We start from the raw sequence: 15,965 nt of genomic DNA on the forward strand, positions 1-15,965 counted from the left end.
GCCGTGGAGCGGCTGCGACCGTGGGCGAGGGGAAAGGCCGCGGAGGGAAGTGAGTGGCGGTGACGACTGCGGTCAGGCAAAAGAGCAGGGCTCCGGCGGAGCCTTCCCGCCGGAGCCCTTGGTTGTCACTGTAGGAGGATTGACGGCCGTTCCCGTTCAGGCCGCCGTCGCTCGGTGAGCGAGCGGCCGGCCGGTCGAGGAACGTGTCTCTGCACTCAACGGCGCCAGTCCGTGAGCCGGAGTCGGAGACCTTGTGGGAGGTCTTCCAGATCCGTCACCTTCTCGGAGCGGCGCGATCGTCTCGCAGGAGCCGCTGGACCTGCCTTGTCAGTTCACGCGGTCGTTGTCGTTGCGGTTCCACCAGTTGTTGTCGTTGTTGTTGTTCCAGCAGTTGTTGTTCCACCAGTTGTTGTTGAACCAGGTGTTGTCCTTGTTCGTCTTGTCCTGGAAGCCGATCGCGACGTCCTTGGCGACGAGGCCGAAGCCGGAGAAGTCGTCCCGCTTGTCGGAGAACGCCCCCTGGTTCCAGAAGTTCTGGTTGTTCCACCAGTTGCGGTTGTTGTTCTGGTTGAAGTTGTGGTTGCGGTCGTTCCGATCGAAGTTGTTGTTGTTGTTCGGGTTGAAGAAGACGGGGAAGACGTTCTCCCGCTCACCGCGCTCGCCGATGCCCCTGTTGCCCTGGGCGATGCCGCCCGTGCTGTCGTCGACGCCGTTGGCCAGGCCATCCCGGACGATGGGACGGTCGACGTCGCCGCGCCTGCCGTCGGCACTGGCGGCGCCGGCGCCGAGGGCGAGCGCGCCGCCGACGGCGGCGGTGCTGAGTGCGAGACCGGCGATGATCTTGTAGAGCTTGGACATGCGTGTCCCCCTTGACAGGATTCAGTATCCCTGAATTTGTTTAGGGCATTTCGCTGAATGTGAGAGAAATGTCCTTCGGGCCCTCAATTGGGCCCTAACTTCCTGTGCTGTCATGATTTCCAGCCAGCTGGGCTGACAAACGGGCATCTAAGCCTTTTGATCACTAGTTAGAGTCTTATGGGCTGACTTAGAGATATTGAGAGAGAAATGTCTCGATTGACCGATTTCTGGCGGGGGTGTTCACGCGTCGGAGCTCGGCCGTGAGACGGAAACGGGTGCGGCGGCCTGAGTAGGAGCGGCGTTTCTGGCGTGGTCCGGCCCGTGCCGTCGCCACATGGCTCTGGCCGGTCCGACTGAGCCGGGAAAGGCGTCCTGGCGGGCCGCATACTGTCCGGGACCCGCACCGCGAGCCTGCCGCTTCGGGCTTCGCGGGGATGAGTGGGAGCCGGGCGCCGGAGCACCGGTCGGGGCATGCCCGGAGAAGCTCGCGTCCCTGTGGGGAGACCGCAGTACGGGGGAAAAAGTCAGGGCTCCGGCGAGAGTCTCGCCGGAGCCCTTGTCTCTGCTGGATCGAACGGTCGTTCCCGAAGCGTGGCTCACAGAGCCTTCGATGCCGCGGGAACGTGACTGCGCCTCAGGGCGCCGTTCTCCTGTCAAGGCGGTGGAGGACGGTGTGGCCGGCCGTTTCGGTCATCCCTTCACCTGGCAGGATTCCGAGCGGCACGGTCGTCTCGCAGGCCGTTGCCGGCCCCGCCTTCCTTAGTTGCAGAAGTTGTTATTGTTGTTGTTGTTGTTGTTGCACCAGTTGTTGTTGTTGTTCTGCCAGCAGTTGTTGTTGAACCAGCCGTTGTTGAAGAAGTTGCTCCTGCGGTTGGTCTTGTCGTTGAAGGCGATCGTGGCGCAGGGGCCGACGATGGCGAAGTTGGAGTCGCTGTCGAGGTCGTCACAGAAGGCGCTCTGGTTCCAGAAGCTCTGGTTGTTCCAGAAGTTGTTGTTCTGGTTGTTGTTGCACCAGTTGTTGTTGTTGCAGTTGTTGTTGTTGAAGTTGCCGCAGTTGTTGTTGTTGTTACAGTTGAAGGGAACGAAGTTGTTGTTGTTGCAGGGCATGCCGCCCATACCGAAGAAGCCGTCTCCGCAGCCGGCGCTCGCGGCTGTGGCGCCCATGGCGATCGCGCCCCCCGCGATCGCGGTGCCGAGTGCGAGTCCGGCGAGAACCTTCTTGAACTTAGGCATTGCTGTCCCCCTTGAAAAGGATTGGAATTCCCCGCATCCTTCGGTATTTCTCCGTGGAGATTCGAGAGAAATACCTCTATGGCCCCCGTGGGCCGGGTTCCTGCGATACGTTGATGTCCGGCGACAACACCCGACAAACGCGCCCCTATGGCCTTTGATCAGCTATTAGCAGGCTATGGAACGAATTGGAGACAAAAAGGGCGACTTGTCCCATAATGTCCGATTCGAATGTGGGGTGCCGGGTGGAGGCCGGAGACGCCGCAGAGCGTCAGTGGCAGCCGTGACGGCCGCCGGGGCGGCCGGCGTCCGGCCGCGTGCAGAGGCGACGTGGCGGCGTTCGAGGGGGGCATGGAGCGGCCTGCGGTGGGCGAGGCGGCCCCAGTGGTGGTGGCCCGCGGGGCGGGCTCGGGGGACGCGACTGCGGGCTCCGCCCGCGGCGGGGTGGGGTGGGCGAAACCCCGGAGGCAGCGGCTGAGGGAAACCGGGACCCCGATGACGAACCCTGGGGGCGCGCGCGGCGAAGAGTGGTCGAAGTGGGGGCGACGAAGAGTGCCCGTGCTCACCTGGACGCGGAACTCCACGCCCAGGTGAGCACGGGCACATTCATCCGGCACCCGGGCCGGCGGCCCGGGTCTCATCGCAGCCGGTCATCCCGGCCACGCCACGGACGCCGCGGATCAGGGGATGTCGTACCCCGGCCGCTCGTTGTCGTCCCTCTTCTTCTCCTCTTCCTTCTTCTTGATGTCGGCGTCGACGTCGATGTCGACATCCTTGGTCTTGGCCTGCGGGTTCACCTGGGTGGCCGTGTTCGTGCGCGGGTCGGCCTGCGAGGACTGGTCCTGCCAGGGCCGGTTGTGCATCTGGTTCCAGTCACTGGTGGTCGTCGTCGGCACCGTGGAGTTCTGCGACCACTGGGCGTTCCACGGAACCGCGGCGGAGCCGTTCGACGACTTCTGGAACGGCGTGAGAACGAGCGTGAAGTCACGCAGCAGGAACTGGCTCTGGTTCTCCGACTGACGAGCGTGCTGCCACTCGTGGTTCTTGTTCTTGTTCTTGTTCTTGTTCTTGTTATGGCCCTTCTGCCCCTGGCCCTGCCGGTTGGTGTTGTAGTTGCGGTTGTAGCTCGGCCGGACGTAGCGGACACCGCCGGACGGAGCGGGAATGTACCCGCCCATGACGGTCGCTGCGCTGGCCGTGCCGGCGGTGGCGCCGGCGAGCGCGATGGCCGCGCCGCTCAGCGCGGTGCCGAGGGCGAGAAGCCCGGCGATGTTCTTCAACGCGGACATTTGGGTGTTTCTCCTCTGAATATCGTGACCCCGGCCCGGTCCGGTGTGGGACCAGGGCGGGTGATAGTGGGTTCGGCGCCGTCGTGTGTGACGCGGCGCGATGCGTTCGCCTGGCACCGGCGGTCCTCTCCTCGAACACGCCGCCGGTGCTCTGCTCTCTCAACTGCTCGTTCGACCGCGGACGGAGCGGCGGACGGGTGGCGCCGGCGCCGTGTCTCACGGTCATCCGGTCGCCGTCCGTCCCGCCGGGCGGGTGTGCCCGCCGCTCCGCCGCTCGCGCGTGTCTTCCGTCGCTCGCGGGTTCCGGCTCAGGTGAGGCCGCCGGTCACGAGTACGGGTGGCCGTCCGGTGTCGCGTCACCCGCCATCGCCGGGACGTTCACCGGGGGCCGTCCTGGGACTCGTCAGGGCACGATCTCCGGCTGGTAGTCGCGGTCGTAGTCCCTCTTCTCCTTCTCGATCTTCTTCTCCTTCTCCACGTCCACGTCGATGTCCGCGTTGATGTCCTTCTTCTTCAGGCGCGGGTTGACCTCGGTGGCCGTGTTCGTCTTCGGCTGGGCCAGGGAGTCCTGGCCCTGACGCGGGTTGTTGAACTGGTCGCTGTAGCTGTTCGTGCGGGTCGTCGGAATCGACTGCGAGGTGCCGTACTGCCAGTTGTACGGAAGCGCCCGCGCGTCGGTGTCCGTCTTCTGGAACGGCGTGAGGACGAGCGTGAAGTCACGCAGCAGGAACTGGTTCTGGCCCTGGTTCTGCCGCTCGTGCTGCCACTGCTTCGTCTTGTTCTTGTTCTTGTTCTTGTTGCCGTTCAGACCCTTGTTCTTCTGCCGCTGCGAATTGCGGTTGCGGTTGTAGTTCGCGTAGGGGTAGTAGCCACCGCCGCCCACGTAGCCGCCCATGACGGTGGCGGCGTTCGCGCTGGTGGCCGCGACAGCGGTACCCAGGGTGACGGCACCACCGGTGAGCGCGGCGCTGATCGCGAGAATCCCGACCAGGTTGTTGAACTTGGGCATTTCATGTCCTCCTTGAAGGATTGTTGCCCCGACACTCCGGCGTTTTCCAAGTCGTTCGGAAAATGCCCTTACTGATGATCCTTGGTGGATCATCCCTGCATTGTCTTGTTTTCCTCACCGTCCGAGCGACAAACGGCGATCAGCGGCTTTTGCCATTCACTTATCGCTTTATTGGCATCGTTGGCACCGATAGGATCGCTTTGGTCCGAATTGTGATTCGTATCCGCATTTCGAAATGTCCGGATAAGGGTGATATTGGCCCTATGTCGCTCTCGCCGATCGGGGCGAACCCGGATGATCGCTCCCGCGTCCCCCGGGTAGCGGGAGTGCCGGACGAGGTGGCGGACAGGCAGGGTTATGGTCGAGAAACGCGAGGCGAACAGGGGAGGGCGCGTGGGTGTCGAGCCGATTCCACCGTGGCCGGGCCGGCTCATCGACGTGGGGGACGCGCGCATCCATGTGCGGACGACCCCGGAGGGGCCGCCAGAGACCGCTGTATACGTGCACGGACTGGCGGGCTCGGCGACCAACTGGACCGACCTGATGGGCGAGCTCGCCGACGAGGTGCGGGGGATCGCCCTCGACCTGCCGGGGGCCGGACACTCCCCGGAGCCGGCGGACGGCGACTATTCGGTCCCCGCGCACGCCAGGGCGCTGGTCCGGCTCGTCGAGGCCATGGGAGAGGGGCCGGTCCACCTTTTCGGCAATTCCATGGGCGGCGCGGTCTCGGTGCGGGTCGCGGCCACGCGGCCCGACCTCGTCAGGTCGCTGACGTTGGTCTCGCCGGCGCTGCCCGACCTGCTGCCGAGGTACGGCCCGGCCAGGATCGCCATGTCGGCCGCCCCGCGCCTGGGCGAGCTGGCCGTCCGCTGGCTCGGCGCGCTGCCGCCGGAGCGGCGCGTCCAGGCGACGCTCAGCATGTGCTACGCGGACGCCGGGCGGGTCCACCCCGAGCGGCTGCGCGAGGCGATAGAGGAGCTGCGCCGCCGCGACGGCCTGCCGCACGCGGGGGCGGCCATGGTCGGCTGCGCCCGCGCGATCGTGCGCGAGTACTTCCGCCTGGGCCCCGACAACCTCTGGCGGCAGGCCGAGCGGGTCACCGCGCCCACCCTCGTCGTGTACGGCCTGCGCGACCGGCTGGTCCACGCCCGCATGGCGCACCGGGCCGGACGGGTCTTCCGCGACGTGCGGCTGGTCACACTCCCGCGCGCCGGTCACGTGGCGCAGATGGAGTATCCCGAGCTCGTGGCCCGGGAGGCGCGCCGCCTGCTGGCCTACACCAGGACGCCCCTGCGCCGAACAGCGTGATTGGGGAATGCGGGGCTACCCCGGTTAAGTTGTGAGAAGAGCTTGTGATGGGCCCATGGAGCCGAGCGCGACCATTGGCACGAAAACGGGAGTGGAACTGTGTCGTTGCCACCGCTGGTAGAGCCGGCAGCAGAGCTGACGGTTGACGAGGTGCGCCGCTATTCGCGCCATCTGATCATCCCCGACGTCGGCATGGCGGGTCAGAAGCGCCTCAAGAACGCCAAGGTGCTGTGTGTGGGCGCGGGCGGCCTGGGCTCTCCCGCGCTGCTGTACCTGGCCGCGGCCGGAGTCGGGACGCTCGGCATCGTCGACTTCGACGTCGTGGACGAGTCGAACCTGCAGCGCCAGGTGATCCACGGGCAGTCGGACGTGGGCCGTCTGAAGGCCGAGTCGGCCGCCGCGACCGTGCGTGAGATCAACCCGTTGGTCAATGTCATCATCCACAACGTCGCTCTCACGACCGACAACGTGATGGACATCTTCTCCGGCTACGACCTCATCGTGGACGGCACGGACAACTTCGCCACCCGCTACATGGTCAACGACGCGGCCGTGCTGCTCGGCAAGCCGTACGTGTGGGGGTCCATCTACCGGTTCGACGGGCAGGCGAGCGTCTTCTGGGCCGAGCACGGCCCTTGCTACCGCTGCCTCTACCCCGAGCCCCCGCCGCCCGGCATGGTCCCGAGCTGCGCCGAGGGCGGCGTGCTCGGCGTGCTGTGCGCGTCGATCGGCTCCGTCCAGGTGAACGAGGCCATCAAGGTCATCACCGGCGTCGGCGAGCCGCTCGTCGGCCGCCTGATGATCTACGACGCGCTCGAGATGAAGTACCGCGACGTCAAGGTCCGCAAGGACCCCGAGTGCCCGCTGTGCGGCAAGAACCCCTCGATCACCGAGCTGATCGACTACGAGGCGTTCTGCGGCACGCTCTCCGACGAGGCGCAGCAGGCCGCCGCGGGCAGCACGATCACCGCGGCCGAGCTCGTGGCTATGCGCGAGCGGGGCGAGGACATCATGCTCATCGACGTCCGCGAGCCGAACGAGTACGAGATCGTCAACATCCCCGGCGCCGTGCTGATCCCCAAGGGCGAGTTCCTCAACGGCTCGGCCCTGGAGACGCTGCCGCAGGACAAGAAGATCGTGCTGCACTGCAAGTCGGGCGCCCGCTCGGCCGAGGTTCTCGCGGTCCTGAAGAACGCCGGCTTCTCCGACGCCGTCCACGTGGGCGGCGGCGTGCTGAGCTGGATCAAGACGGTCGACCCCAGCCTGCCGACCTACTGACGCGGAACGGATGACGGCCGCCGCCTCCGGACGAGGCGGCGGCCGTCGCCGTTCACGCTCTAAACGTGTTTGTCCGGCACCACGCTCAGGCCGCTGGGCGCGACGATGCGCTGCAGGTTCTCGACATAGGCGGCGAACGCCGCCCGTCCCTGGTCCGTGAGCTTGAACCACGTCTTGGGCCGCTTGCCCACGTATCCCTTGCGTACGGCGACGTAGCCGGCGCTTTCCAGCGCGCTGCCGTGCTTGGACAGGACGGAGTCGCTGACGCCGACGGTGTCGCGGACGAACCCGAACTCCGCCTCCTCGGCCGCCGCGAGCAGCGAGACGATCTGCAGCCGGGTCGGCGCGTGGATGACGGGATCGAGCTCCATCACGAGCCGTTCTCGATCCCCCGGGCGAGCAGCGCGGCGACCCAGCGCCCGACGAAGGGTCCGGTGACGAGCTGGAACGCCGTCATCACGAGGCCGGCGTACGTCCGGGCATAGGCCACCTCGGCCGCGTGCAAGCGGAAGGCGACGGCCAGGCACATGCCGATGCCCAGCAGGAGCCAGAGGACGAAGACCGCGACGGCGTCCACGCGCATCAGGCTGCGGTGGGTCGTCATCGCGCGCGTCCGGACGAAGACGGCGATCAGCGCGCCCATGCCGGCGGCCAGCAGGACACCCGTGATCACCGTCACCGGAACGGGCGTGCCCGGCTCGGTGACGAACTGCACGCCGGTCACGAACAGCCCGACGGCGACGACGTACCAGGTCGGGAACCAGGGCCGGGATCTGACCGCCTTCGCCTGCGTCTGCCGGATCGTCGCCAGGCTCCGGGCCGCTTCCTCGGGATTCATTCGCCTCACCATCTCTTTCCGATGAGGAAAGTACTTTCTACTTTCCGAAGCGTCAAGTACTTTCCGGGGGCATTTGTGGGGATGGCGGTCGGTAGGTCGCGTTAAGGTCACTGGAGGAGGGAGGCCGCGACGGGACGGAGGCGCAGTGGGCGAGACGCGGACCTGGCCGGCCGTGGCCGTGGCCTCCGCGATCACCCTCGTCTGCGCGATCGTCGGCGGGATCGCGGCCAGCGCCGCCGTCGCCGAACTGACCAGAGGACCGAGCGTCGCTGAGCTGCGGGAGGCCCAGGCGGCCGAGGCGGCGTTGCGGTGGGAGCGCTGGCCGGCCGGCCGGATCTTCCCGGCCACCCTGGCCTATACGAGCGAGCAGGGCGGGCGTGAGCTGGCGCGGCGGGTGGGCGTCTCCTCGCGCACCGACTGCCGCAGCGCCGTCGACACGGCCATCGCCGGCCAGATGAAGGCGGCCGGCTGCCGGGCCATCCTGCGGGCCACCTATCTCGACGCCCTGCAGGGCATCGTGGTGACGATCGGCGTGGCGGCCTTCCCCGACCAGTTCAGGGCGCGCTCGGCCATCCCCATCTTTCCCGGCGACGGGTCGGTCGCCCCCGGGCTGCGCGCCCTCGCGTTTCCCGGCACCGTGACCGACCGCTTCACCGCGAGCGGCCGCCAGGCGCTGACCCTGCGTACGGCCGGGCCGTACCTCGTGATGACGACGGCGGGGCAGGTCGACGGGCGTCCGGCCCGTGCGCTCGGCGAGCAGCGGGAGACCATCTTCTCGTTCACCGATGACCTGGCGGAGGAGGTCGGCGCGATCCTCACCGCGCCGGCGTCCCCGGACTGCGCCGCCAAGGAGTGGCGGTGCTGACCGCGCTGCGCCGCGCGGTCCTCGCGGCGTCCGCCGCCGCGCTCGCCCTGCCGGGCGGCGCGTTCCTCGTTCCCGGCCCGGCCAGGGCCGACGACGTACGGCTCAGCCAGCAGGACGTGCTGCACACGCTCGACGTCGACGACGCCTGGCGGCTGACGAAGGGCAGAGGCGTCACCGTCGCGGTCCTCGACTCGGGAGTGGACCCCGATCATCGCGACCTCGCCGGATCGGTCGTCACCGGGAGGGACTTCACGGCCGGGGCCAACCCGCGCGGGGTGCAGCCGGTGCGCCTGCACGGCACGTACATGGCCTCGCTCATCGCCGGGCACGGGCACGGTCCCGGCGGCGCCGACGGCATCATCGGCATCGCGCCGGAGGCCAGGGTGCTGTCCGTGCGGGTGATCCTTGAGGACGAGGAGCCCGGGTTCCGCACGTTCAACTCCGACGCGCGGTACGAGGCGGTCGTCGCCAAGGGCATCCGCTACGCCGTGGACCACGGCGCCGAGGTCATCAACCTGTCGCTCTCGAAGGACATGCCGACGAAGGACGAGCGTACGGCGATCAGGTACGCGATCTCCAAGGGCGTCGTCCTGGTCGCCGCGGCGGGCAACGACGGCGCGGGCAAGCGGACCGCGCCGTACTCCTACCCGGCGGCGATCCCCGGCGTGATCTCGGTGGCCGCCGTCACGTCCACGCTGCGGCGGGCCTCGTTCTCCAACCGCAACTCCTCGGTGATGGTGGCCGCGCCGGGCGTCGACGTCCTCGGAGCCGGTCCCGGCGACGAGTACTGGGTCGGCCGGGGGACCTCCCAGGCGACCGCGCTCGTCTCCGGCGTCGCAGCGCTGATCAAGTCGCGTTATCCCCGCATGTCGCCCGCCCTCGTCGCGCAGGCGCTCACGTCGTCGCCGGCCCGCCGGGGGCCGTACAACACCGGCACCGGGTTCGGCGTGGTCAACGCCTATCGGGCGCTGAGCATCGCGGCCACCCTCGCCCGCCACCGCGTCACGGCGTCGGGGACGGGCGTGCAGAGCCCCTCGCGTCCCGTCCGCTCGGCCGCGAACGACCAGGACCCGATCGTGGTCGTACGGCGCGACACGGGGTCGATCCTCCTCTACGGCGGCATCGCGCTCGGCGCCTTCGCCGGCTCCGGCGCGGGTGTGGCCGTCCTGCTCGTGCTCACCCGGCGGGCGCGAAGACGGCAGCGGGAGGAAGACGACGCGCTGCCGCCGGCTCCTTGGCCGACGGGCCTGCCGACGTAGCATCGAGGTATGCCGCCCGAGCAGTCCCGCATCCCGCACACGGCGCGGACGCCGTCCGGCCTCCGGCGGGCGGGTCCGCGGGCACTGCCGCTCGGCGCGTCCGCCCGCCGCGCCCGCGCACGGCCCTGGACGGCGTCGAGAGGCCGGGCCGCCGCCGCGCAGGCGGCCAGGGAACGGGCCGAGCTCGCGCGCGGCGTCCGCCTCCGCTCGCTCTACCTGACGATCATGGGCGTCGTCCTCGCCGTCGCGGCGGTGAACGTGCTGCTGGGGTCGGTCGGGCTGATCCGGGAGAACAGGTCCCGGCCGCTCACCGACGCCGAGCGCGCCCGCTACGTGGCCGAGGACGTGGCCCGGCGGTGGCGCGCGTGGCCCGCCGGCATGGTCTTCCCCGAGGAGCTTCCGTACACGGGGCTCGGCCGCACCCAGCAGTACGCGCGCAGGGTGGGCATCGCCCCCGAGGCGGCGTGCGCCGCGGTGGTCGACGCGCCGGTGGCGTCGGTGCTGCGCAAATACGGCTGCCAGGCCGTGCTGCGCGCCACCTACGTCGACCAGACCTCGACGTTCGCCGTCACCGTGGGCGTCGCCGTGCTGCCGAGCGAGCAGGCCCGTGCCGACGCGGCGGGCGAACTGCCCGTGGACGACCGGGTGGGCGTACGGCCCGTGGCCTTCCCCGGCACGGTCACCGACACCTTCGGCGCGGCCCAGCGCCAGCGCACGGGATGGGTGGGCGTCGGGCCGTACATCGTCTTCTCCACTGCGGGGTACACCGACGGGAGGACTCGTGCCTCCGTCCCCCTGGAGGAACAGGTGAACAGCGAGATGTGGCCCGTGGCCGAGACCGTGGCCGGGCGCATCGCGCGCGCCCTCGGAGAGCCCCCGGACGTCCCCCGTTGCACCCAGGGGAACGTGTGCTGAGGCCGGTCTCCCTCTGCGCGGTGCTGACGGCCGTCCTCCTGGGGACCGGGCCGGCGGCCTGGGCGGCGCCGGTACCCGGCGGCGAGGACTCGCGGTGGGCGCTCGACGCCGTCAACGCCGCCGCCGCCTGGAAGGTCAGCAAGGGCGCGGGCGTGACCGTCGCCCTGCTCGGCGGCGGGCAGCCCGACGCCGGCGTGCCCGAGTTGAGCGGCAGGGTCGAGCGCGGGCCGGACATGACGGGCACGACGTTCGGCGACGACACGGTGCGGCCGGGCGACGACGCGACCGCGCTCGCCTCGGTGATCGCCGGAAGCGGGCGCGAGGGAGGGGCGTCCGGGATCGCGCCGGAGGCGCGGGTGCTGTCCCTTCCCGTCGTCAGGAGCCGCCCTGAGGGCGGCTCCGTCGAGCCCGAGGGCCCGGCGGGGGAGACACAGGACAGCCCGCTCGCGCGCGGCATTCGCTACGCGACCGGCCGGGGCGCCAAGGTCATCTGCCTGCCCGTCCCCGCGTACGCCGTGGACCGTGTGGAGCGGGACGCCATCTCCTTCGCCCTGACGAGAGGCGTGGTGGTCGTCGCGGCCGTGGGGGACGCCGGCCAGTCGCCGTACGCCCGGCAGAACGGCACCTCCTACTGGGCGTTCCCCGCGGGCTACCCCGGGGTGGTGGGCGTCGCCGCCGTCGACCGCAAGGGCGCCAAGACCCCGGGCAGCAGTGACAACCTCTCGGTCCTGGTCGCCGCGCCGGGGGACCGCGTGCCCGTCACCCTCGCCGGGGGCCGCCGGGGGGCCGTGTCGGGGACCGGGGTGGCCAGCGCGATCGTCGCGGGCACTATCGCACTAATAAAGGCGAAATATCCGGATTTGCCGCCGGAATTGGTGTCGCGTGCTTTGACGGCGACCTCCCGCCCTCACCCGTCCGCGGGTTATGACGACAAAGTCGGATTCGGAGTCGTGGACGCGGCGGCGGCCCTGCGGAAGGCCGCGGAGCTGACCGCGTATGGCCGCGCGCCGTCCGTCCAGGACGACGCGCATTTCGGCAGGGGCCCGGTGTCGCAGGGTCCCGCGCGCCCGGGGCCGGATCCGGTTAGGCTCTGGATCTACGCCGTCGCCGTCGCCCTCGGAATCGGCGGTTTCTGCGCCGCGGCCGTCGCGCTCGGCCGGCGGTGATCACATGTTGGCCGCCGTTCTGCAGCATTTCGGACGCGGTCATCCCGATGTTCGTGTTTCCGGTGACAAAGCCAGGTCAAGTTTCGCTAGGGTCGCGGCTCATGGGGTACGAGCTGCGCGTAGAGCGGGATGCACCGCTCGCCTACGCCGAACTCGCGAGCGTTTCGGCACGGGCCGGATTCGAGCTGCGCGGGTCGCACGAGGCGGGCGAGATCGTCGCGCGCCACGGCGACTCCGTGCATCAGATCGCGACCTGGTCGGGACGGCTCTTCGGCCAGCCCGGGTCCGACTGGCAGGTCGCCCAGCTGGCACTTCTCACCGATCTCATGGGGGCCCGGCTCATGGGCGAGGACGGCGAGGCGTACGGCATCAGGAACGGCGTCGTCGAGCAGATCAACGGATCGTCGACCTACGAGTTCGGCAAGCTCGAAGAGATCATCGCGGCCGGGCCGACCGAGTGGAGCGCTTGAGGGACGGCCGCGGCCAGCCGCCGCCGTACGCGGAGCGGGTGCTCGACCTGGTCGAGCGGATCCCGCCCGGCAAGGTGATGTCGTACGGAGACGTCGCCGAGTATCTCGGCGAGGGCGGCCCCCGGCAGGTCGGCCGCGTGATGTCGCTGTGGGGTGGAGCCGTGCCGTGGTGGCGGGTGATCCACGCCGACGGCACCCCCGCGCCCGGTCTCGAGGCCGAATGCCTGGCCCGGTGGCGCGAGGAGGGAACCCCGGCCCGCGGCGCCCGTGCCGACATGCGCGCGGCCCGCTGGGACGGCCGCGCCTGACGGTTTCCGGTCTTACCCAAGATCTGACAAGCCGCGCCCCGGGTGGTCGGACGGGCACCCTTCCCCCGGGCGTAGTGCTGCTCGTCACCCGGTGCCACAGGGGCGTCACCCGCTGATTCACAGGAAATCCACAGGCTTCCGCGAGTCAGGTCTGGCAGTGTTCTGAGGGCATTACCATTTTCTGAACACAGGTCTGGCGAAGGGTGGTGCCTCCCGTATGACACCCGCACCCACGAGCGACGCCGTCGCTGAACGACTGCGGGCTGTCCAGGAGCTTTACGACCGAGGCGAGCCGATCGACGCGCTGGTCGCGCTCGTGCGCGCGGAGGGGCTGAGCCCTGCGCAGCGCCGGGAGGTCGACCGTGAGGCGATCGTCGGTCCCCTGGGTCTGCGCCTCGACGCCGCAGCCAAGCGCGGGCCCGCCCGCCGCCGCCAGACTATCGACGCGCTCCGGCCGTACCTCGCGGAGGTCGACCCGAAGGTCAAGCGGGAGCTGCCGGTCGGGCGCCGGGTCGCCTGCCACCTGCTCGAGACGCAGGACCCGGGCGAGCTCGCCGAGAGCGACGCGCTGACCAAGCTCGCCGCCGCCGCGGCCGAGCCCTCGCGCCGGGTCCGGCGGGGCCTGCGGTGGTACGCCGACCTGCCGGTCGAGGTCGGCGACCCCTCGCTGCTGCGCCTGCGGGCGGCCGACCTCGTGCCGGTCACGCAGATCGACGACATCACCTGGGTGGGCAACCGCCTGAGGGTGACCGGGCACGCCTACATCGCGGGCCTGTCGGTCCGCAGCGGGCGGTTCAACCGCGCCACCGTCGTGCTGCACGGCCCCCGCTGGCTGCCCCGGGTCACCATGAAGACCCGCAGGACCTACCGCCCCGAGGCCACCCACGCCGCCCGCGAACCCGGATGCAACTACGACTGGGCGGGCTTCACGGCCGAGGTGCATCCGTTCGCCCTGCGCTGGCGCGCCGCGGTGCGGGCCCTGGTGCGTGGCACGAAGCGGATGCTGCGCCGCCGCCACATCGTCCAGGACACCACCACCTGGCGGGCCGAGATCGTGATCTGGAGCCGCGCCGCCCGTGCCAAGGGCGTGCTGCGCGGTCCGGTGATCGGCCGCACCGAGCGCCCGGCCGGGCTGCAGGTGCGCCCGCGCTGGTGGGTGCGGCCCGTGTGGACCTCCGACAAGGCGCTGCAGGTGGTCTACCAGCCGACCCGCGCCCAGCTCACCGGTGTGCGGCTGGACGGCGACAACATCGAGCTGACCGGCTTCCTGCCGGGCCGGCCCATCACCAAGGGCAAGGCCCGCGTCGGCGGGCACCGCATGTCGGCCGACTTCACCCCGGCCGAGGGCGGGAGCCGCTTCTCGCTGTCGCTCGCGGTCGGCACCCTGCTCAACGCGGAGTCCCGGCGGCTGTGGGTCGAGCCCAAGGGCGACCCCGCCGCGGCCGTCATGCTGGAGGGCGCGGAGGAGACCCGCCTCCTCATCGGCGAGCGCGAGGTCACGGTGCAGGGCGACCGGCGCGACCGGGTCGTCATCTCGGGACACAAGATCCTGCCCGTGATCACCTCGGCCGAGTGGCACGACGAGTCGATCACGCTCACCGGCCGCTATCCCGACCCCGACCAGGGCCCGCGCGACCTCGTGCTGCGGCACCGGGGCGGGCTCACGATCCGCGTGCCGCTCGAGCGCGACGGCGAGCGGTTCACCGTACAGCTGTCGCCCGGCGCGATGCCGCGCTTCGGGTCGGCCATGCCACTGGCCGAGGGCACCTGGAACGTCTCGGTGGCCCCGCCCGGCAGGTACGGCCCCGCCATGGTGCCCGCCCGGTTCGACCACGCGGGCCTCGACGCGCTGGACGAGAGCCCCCGCACCATCGGCGGCCGGGTCTACCGGTTCGTCGCCACCCGCTACGACGTTCCGGTTCTGGTGGCCGCCGAGGACCGGCCCGGCGACGAGCGGAGCGCGGCGGGCGTGTGGGCGCTCAGCCGCACCTTCTACCCGGCCGAGCGCGCCAGGCCGCTGCGCGAGGCCACCGTCTACGTCTCCTTCGACGGCCGCGCGTACTCCGACAACCCGCGCGCCATCTACGAGGAGCGGATGCGGCGCGGCGACGAGGGCGAGCACATCTGGGTCGTCAGGGACGGCGCGTTCGTGCCGCCGGGCTCGCATGAGCTGGGGCTCGGCGACGGCGTGGTGCCCACGGTCGTCCGCGAGGGCAGCCGGGAGCACTACGAGGCGCTGGCCCGCGCCCGCTACATCGTGTCCAACGGCTTCATGCCGCAGTGGTTCCGCACCCGCGAGGACCAGGTGTGCGTGCAGACCTGGCACGGCACGCCGGTCAAGCACATCGGCCGCGACCAGGCCCACATGAAGCGCGAGCCCCGGCCCCCGGTGTGGCACCGCCAGGCCGCGGAGGTCCGCGGCTGGGACCTGCTGGTGTCGCAGAGCCCGTGGGCGTCGTCCGTCCTGCGCAAGGCCTTCGGCTACGAGGGCGAGATCCTGGAGTCGGGCTATCCGCGCAACGACGTCCTCGCCTCCGGCGACCGCGACGTGCTGGCGGCGGAGATCCGGCGGCGGATCGGCATCCCCGAGGGCAAGCGGGTCGTCCTGTACGCGCCGACCTATCGCGACTACGACCGCAGGAACGCCGCGGTCAAGCTCGACCTGGCCGACGCGAAGCGGGCACTCGGCGCCGACCACGTCGTGCTGGTCCGCGGCCACATGATGCAGGCCTTCCCCCACGTGAACGCGCACGACGGCTTCGCGATCGACGTGACGACCTACCCCGACACCGCCGATCTGCTGCTGATCGCCGACGTGCTCGTCACCGACTACTCGTCGGTGATGTTCGACTTCGTGGCGACCGGGCGGCCGGTCGTGCTGTTCACTCCGGATCTGGGCAAGTACCGCTCGTCCCGCGGGCTGTACCTCGACCTGGAGTCCCAGCGTCCGGGGCCGCGCCTGGAGACCTCGCCCGAGGTCGTGGAGGCCCTGCGGAACATCGACGCCGTGACCGCCAAGCTGGCCGACCGTTACGCGGCCTTCGTGCGGACCTACGCGCCGCACGACAACGGAAAGGCCACCGCCCGCGTCATCGACCAGGTGTTCTCCTCCTGACCGGAACCGAGAACGTCGCGGATTTGCGAGGTAGAGGTGCCGGACGGACGAGGTTCG

15 protein-coding genes are annotated in these 15,965 nt (G+C 70.0%); 9 read left to right on the forward strand and 6 right to left on the reverse strand.

Annotation, left to right across the window (positions count from 1 at the left end; translation table 11 throughout):
• Positions 1 to 327: 327 nt before the first annotated feature.
• The 4 genes from ACQEVJ_RS05570 to ACQEVJ_RS05585 form a co-directional block, all read right to left on the reverse strand.
• The gene (locus ACQEVJ_RS05570; protein WP_433097838.1) at positions 328 to 858 is read right to left on the reverse strand and encodes a hypothetical protein; all 531 of its coding nucleotides are present in this window, start codon (positions 856 to 858) and stop codon (positions 328 to 330) included.
• A 759-nt stretch (positions 859 to 1,617) separates the two neighbouring features.
• Positions 1,618 to 2,091, reverse strand: a complete 474-nt coding sequence (locus ACQEVJ_RS05575) for a hypothetical protein (protein ID WP_433097840.1) — start codon at positions 2,089 to 2,091, stop codon at positions 1,618 to 1,620.
• A 677-nt stretch (positions 2,092 to 2,768) separates the two neighbouring features.
• The gene (locus ACQEVJ_RS05580; RefSeq protein ID WP_433097842.1) at positions 2,769 to 3,377 is read right to left on the reverse strand and encodes a hypothetical protein; all 609 of its coding nucleotides are present in this window, start codon (positions 3,375 to 3,377) and stop codon (positions 2,769 to 2,771) included.
• Between the two features lie 403 nt (positions 3,378 to 3,780).
• Positions 3,781 to 4,386 carry a hypothetical protein gene (locus tag ACQEVJ_RS05585; RefSeq protein ID WP_433097844.1) on the reverse strand — a complete coding sequence of 202 codons (606 nt, stop codon included), beginning with the start codon at positions 4,384 to 4,386 and terminating at the stop codon, positions 3,781 to 3,783.
• Positions 4,387 to 4,779: 393 nt separating this feature from the next.
• On the opposite strand from ACQEVJ_RS05585, the gene ACQEVJ_RS05590 reads away from it, so the two are divergent.
• On the forward strand, positions 4,780 to 5,694 hold the full coding sequence (locus tag ACQEVJ_RS05590; RefSeq protein ID WP_433097846.1) for an alpha/beta fold hydrolase: 915 nt from the start codon (positions 4,780 to 4,782) through the stop codon (positions 5,692 to 5,694).
• A gap of 99 nt (positions 5,695 to 5,793) precedes the next feature.
• A complete protein-coding gene (gene moeZ, locus ACQEVJ_RS05595) occupies positions 5,794 to 6,972 on the forward strand; it encodes an adenylyltransferase/sulfurtransferase MoeZ (protein WP_433097848.1) in 1,179 nt (392 codons plus the stop codon).
• Positions 6,973 to 7,031: 59 nt separating this feature from the next.
• Here the strand turns inward: moeZ and ACQEVJ_RS05600 are convergent, their stop codons facing one another.
• Both ACQEVJ_RS05600 and ACQEVJ_RS05605 read right to left on the reverse strand, forming a co-directional pair.
• Positions 7,032 to 7,343, reverse strand: a complete 312-nt coding sequence (locus tag ACQEVJ_RS05600; RefSeq protein ID WP_433097850.1) for a winged helix-turn-helix domain-containing protein — start codon at positions 7,341 to 7,343, stop codon at positions 7,032 to 7,034.
• Positions 7,343 to 7,810, reverse strand: coding sequence for a hypothetical protein (locus ACQEVJ_RS05605; protein ID WP_433097852.1), 468 nt, complete (start codon positions 7,808 to 7,810; stop codon positions 7,343 to 7,345). Before ACQEVJ_RS05605 ends, ACQEVJ_RS05600 begins: the two co-directional genes overlap by 1 nt.
• A gap of 145 nt (positions 7,811 to 7,955) precedes the next feature.
• On the opposite strand from ACQEVJ_RS05605, the gene ACQEVJ_RS05610 reads away from it, so the two are divergent.
• The 7 genes from ACQEVJ_RS05610 to ACQEVJ_RS05640 all read left to right on the forward strand — a co-directional run bounded on the left by ACQEVJ_RS05610 (position 7,956) and on the right by ACQEVJ_RS05640 (position 15,908).
• Entirely contained in the window at positions 7,956 to 8,675 is a 720-nt protein-coding gene (locus ACQEVJ_RS05610; RefSeq protein ID WP_433097854.1) for a hypothetical protein, read from the forward strand.
• Entirely contained in the window at positions 8,669 to 9,934 is a 1,266-nt protein-coding gene (locus ACQEVJ_RS05615) for a S8 family peptidase (protein ID WP_433097856.1), read from the forward strand. The genes ACQEVJ_RS05610 and ACQEVJ_RS05615 overlap by 7 nt, the downstream gene beginning before the upstream one ends.
• 9 nt (positions 9,935 to 9,943) lie before the next feature.
• Positions 9,944 to 10,849 (forward strand): hypothetical protein, encoded by a 906-nt coding sequence (locus ACQEVJ_RS05620; RefSeq protein ID WP_433097858.1) that lies wholly within the window; start codon positions 9,944 to 9,946, stop codon positions 10,847 to 10,849.
• Positions 10,843 to 12,015: a S8 family serine peptidase gene (locus ACQEVJ_RS05625; protein ID WP_433097860.1), complete on the forward strand. Its 1,173-nt coding sequence runs from the start codon at positions 10,843 to 10,845 to the stop codon at positions 12,013 to 12,015. The genes ACQEVJ_RS05620 and ACQEVJ_RS05625 overlap by 7 nt, the downstream gene beginning before the upstream one ends.
• Positions 12,016 to 12,116: 101 nt before the next feature.
• Entirely contained in the window at positions 12,117 to 12,485 is a 369-nt protein-coding gene (locus tag ACQEVJ_RS05630) for a hypothetical protein (protein WP_433097862.1), read from the forward strand.
• Complete coding sequence (locus ACQEVJ_RS05635; RefSeq protein ID WP_433097864.1) at positions 12,482 to 12,793, forward strand: MGMT family protein; 312 nt, start codon at positions 12,482 to 12,484, stop codon at positions 12,791 to 12,793. Before ACQEVJ_RS05630 ends, ACQEVJ_RS05635 begins: the two co-directional genes overlap by 4 nt.
• A 217-nt stretch (positions 12,794 to 13,010) precedes the next feature.
• Positions 13,011 to 15,908, forward strand: a complete 2,898-nt coding sequence (locus tag ACQEVJ_RS05640; RefSeq protein ID WP_433097866.1) for a CDP-glycerol glycerophosphotransferase family protein — start codon at positions 13,011 to 13,013, stop codon at positions 15,906 to 15,908.
• Positions 15,909 to 15,965: the final 57 nt, after the last annotated feature.

It is taken from the genome of Microbispora sp. CA-102843, assembly GCF_050936215.1.
Lineage (GTDB): Bacteria > Actinomycetota > Actinomycetes > Streptosporangiales > Streptosporangiaceae > Microbispora.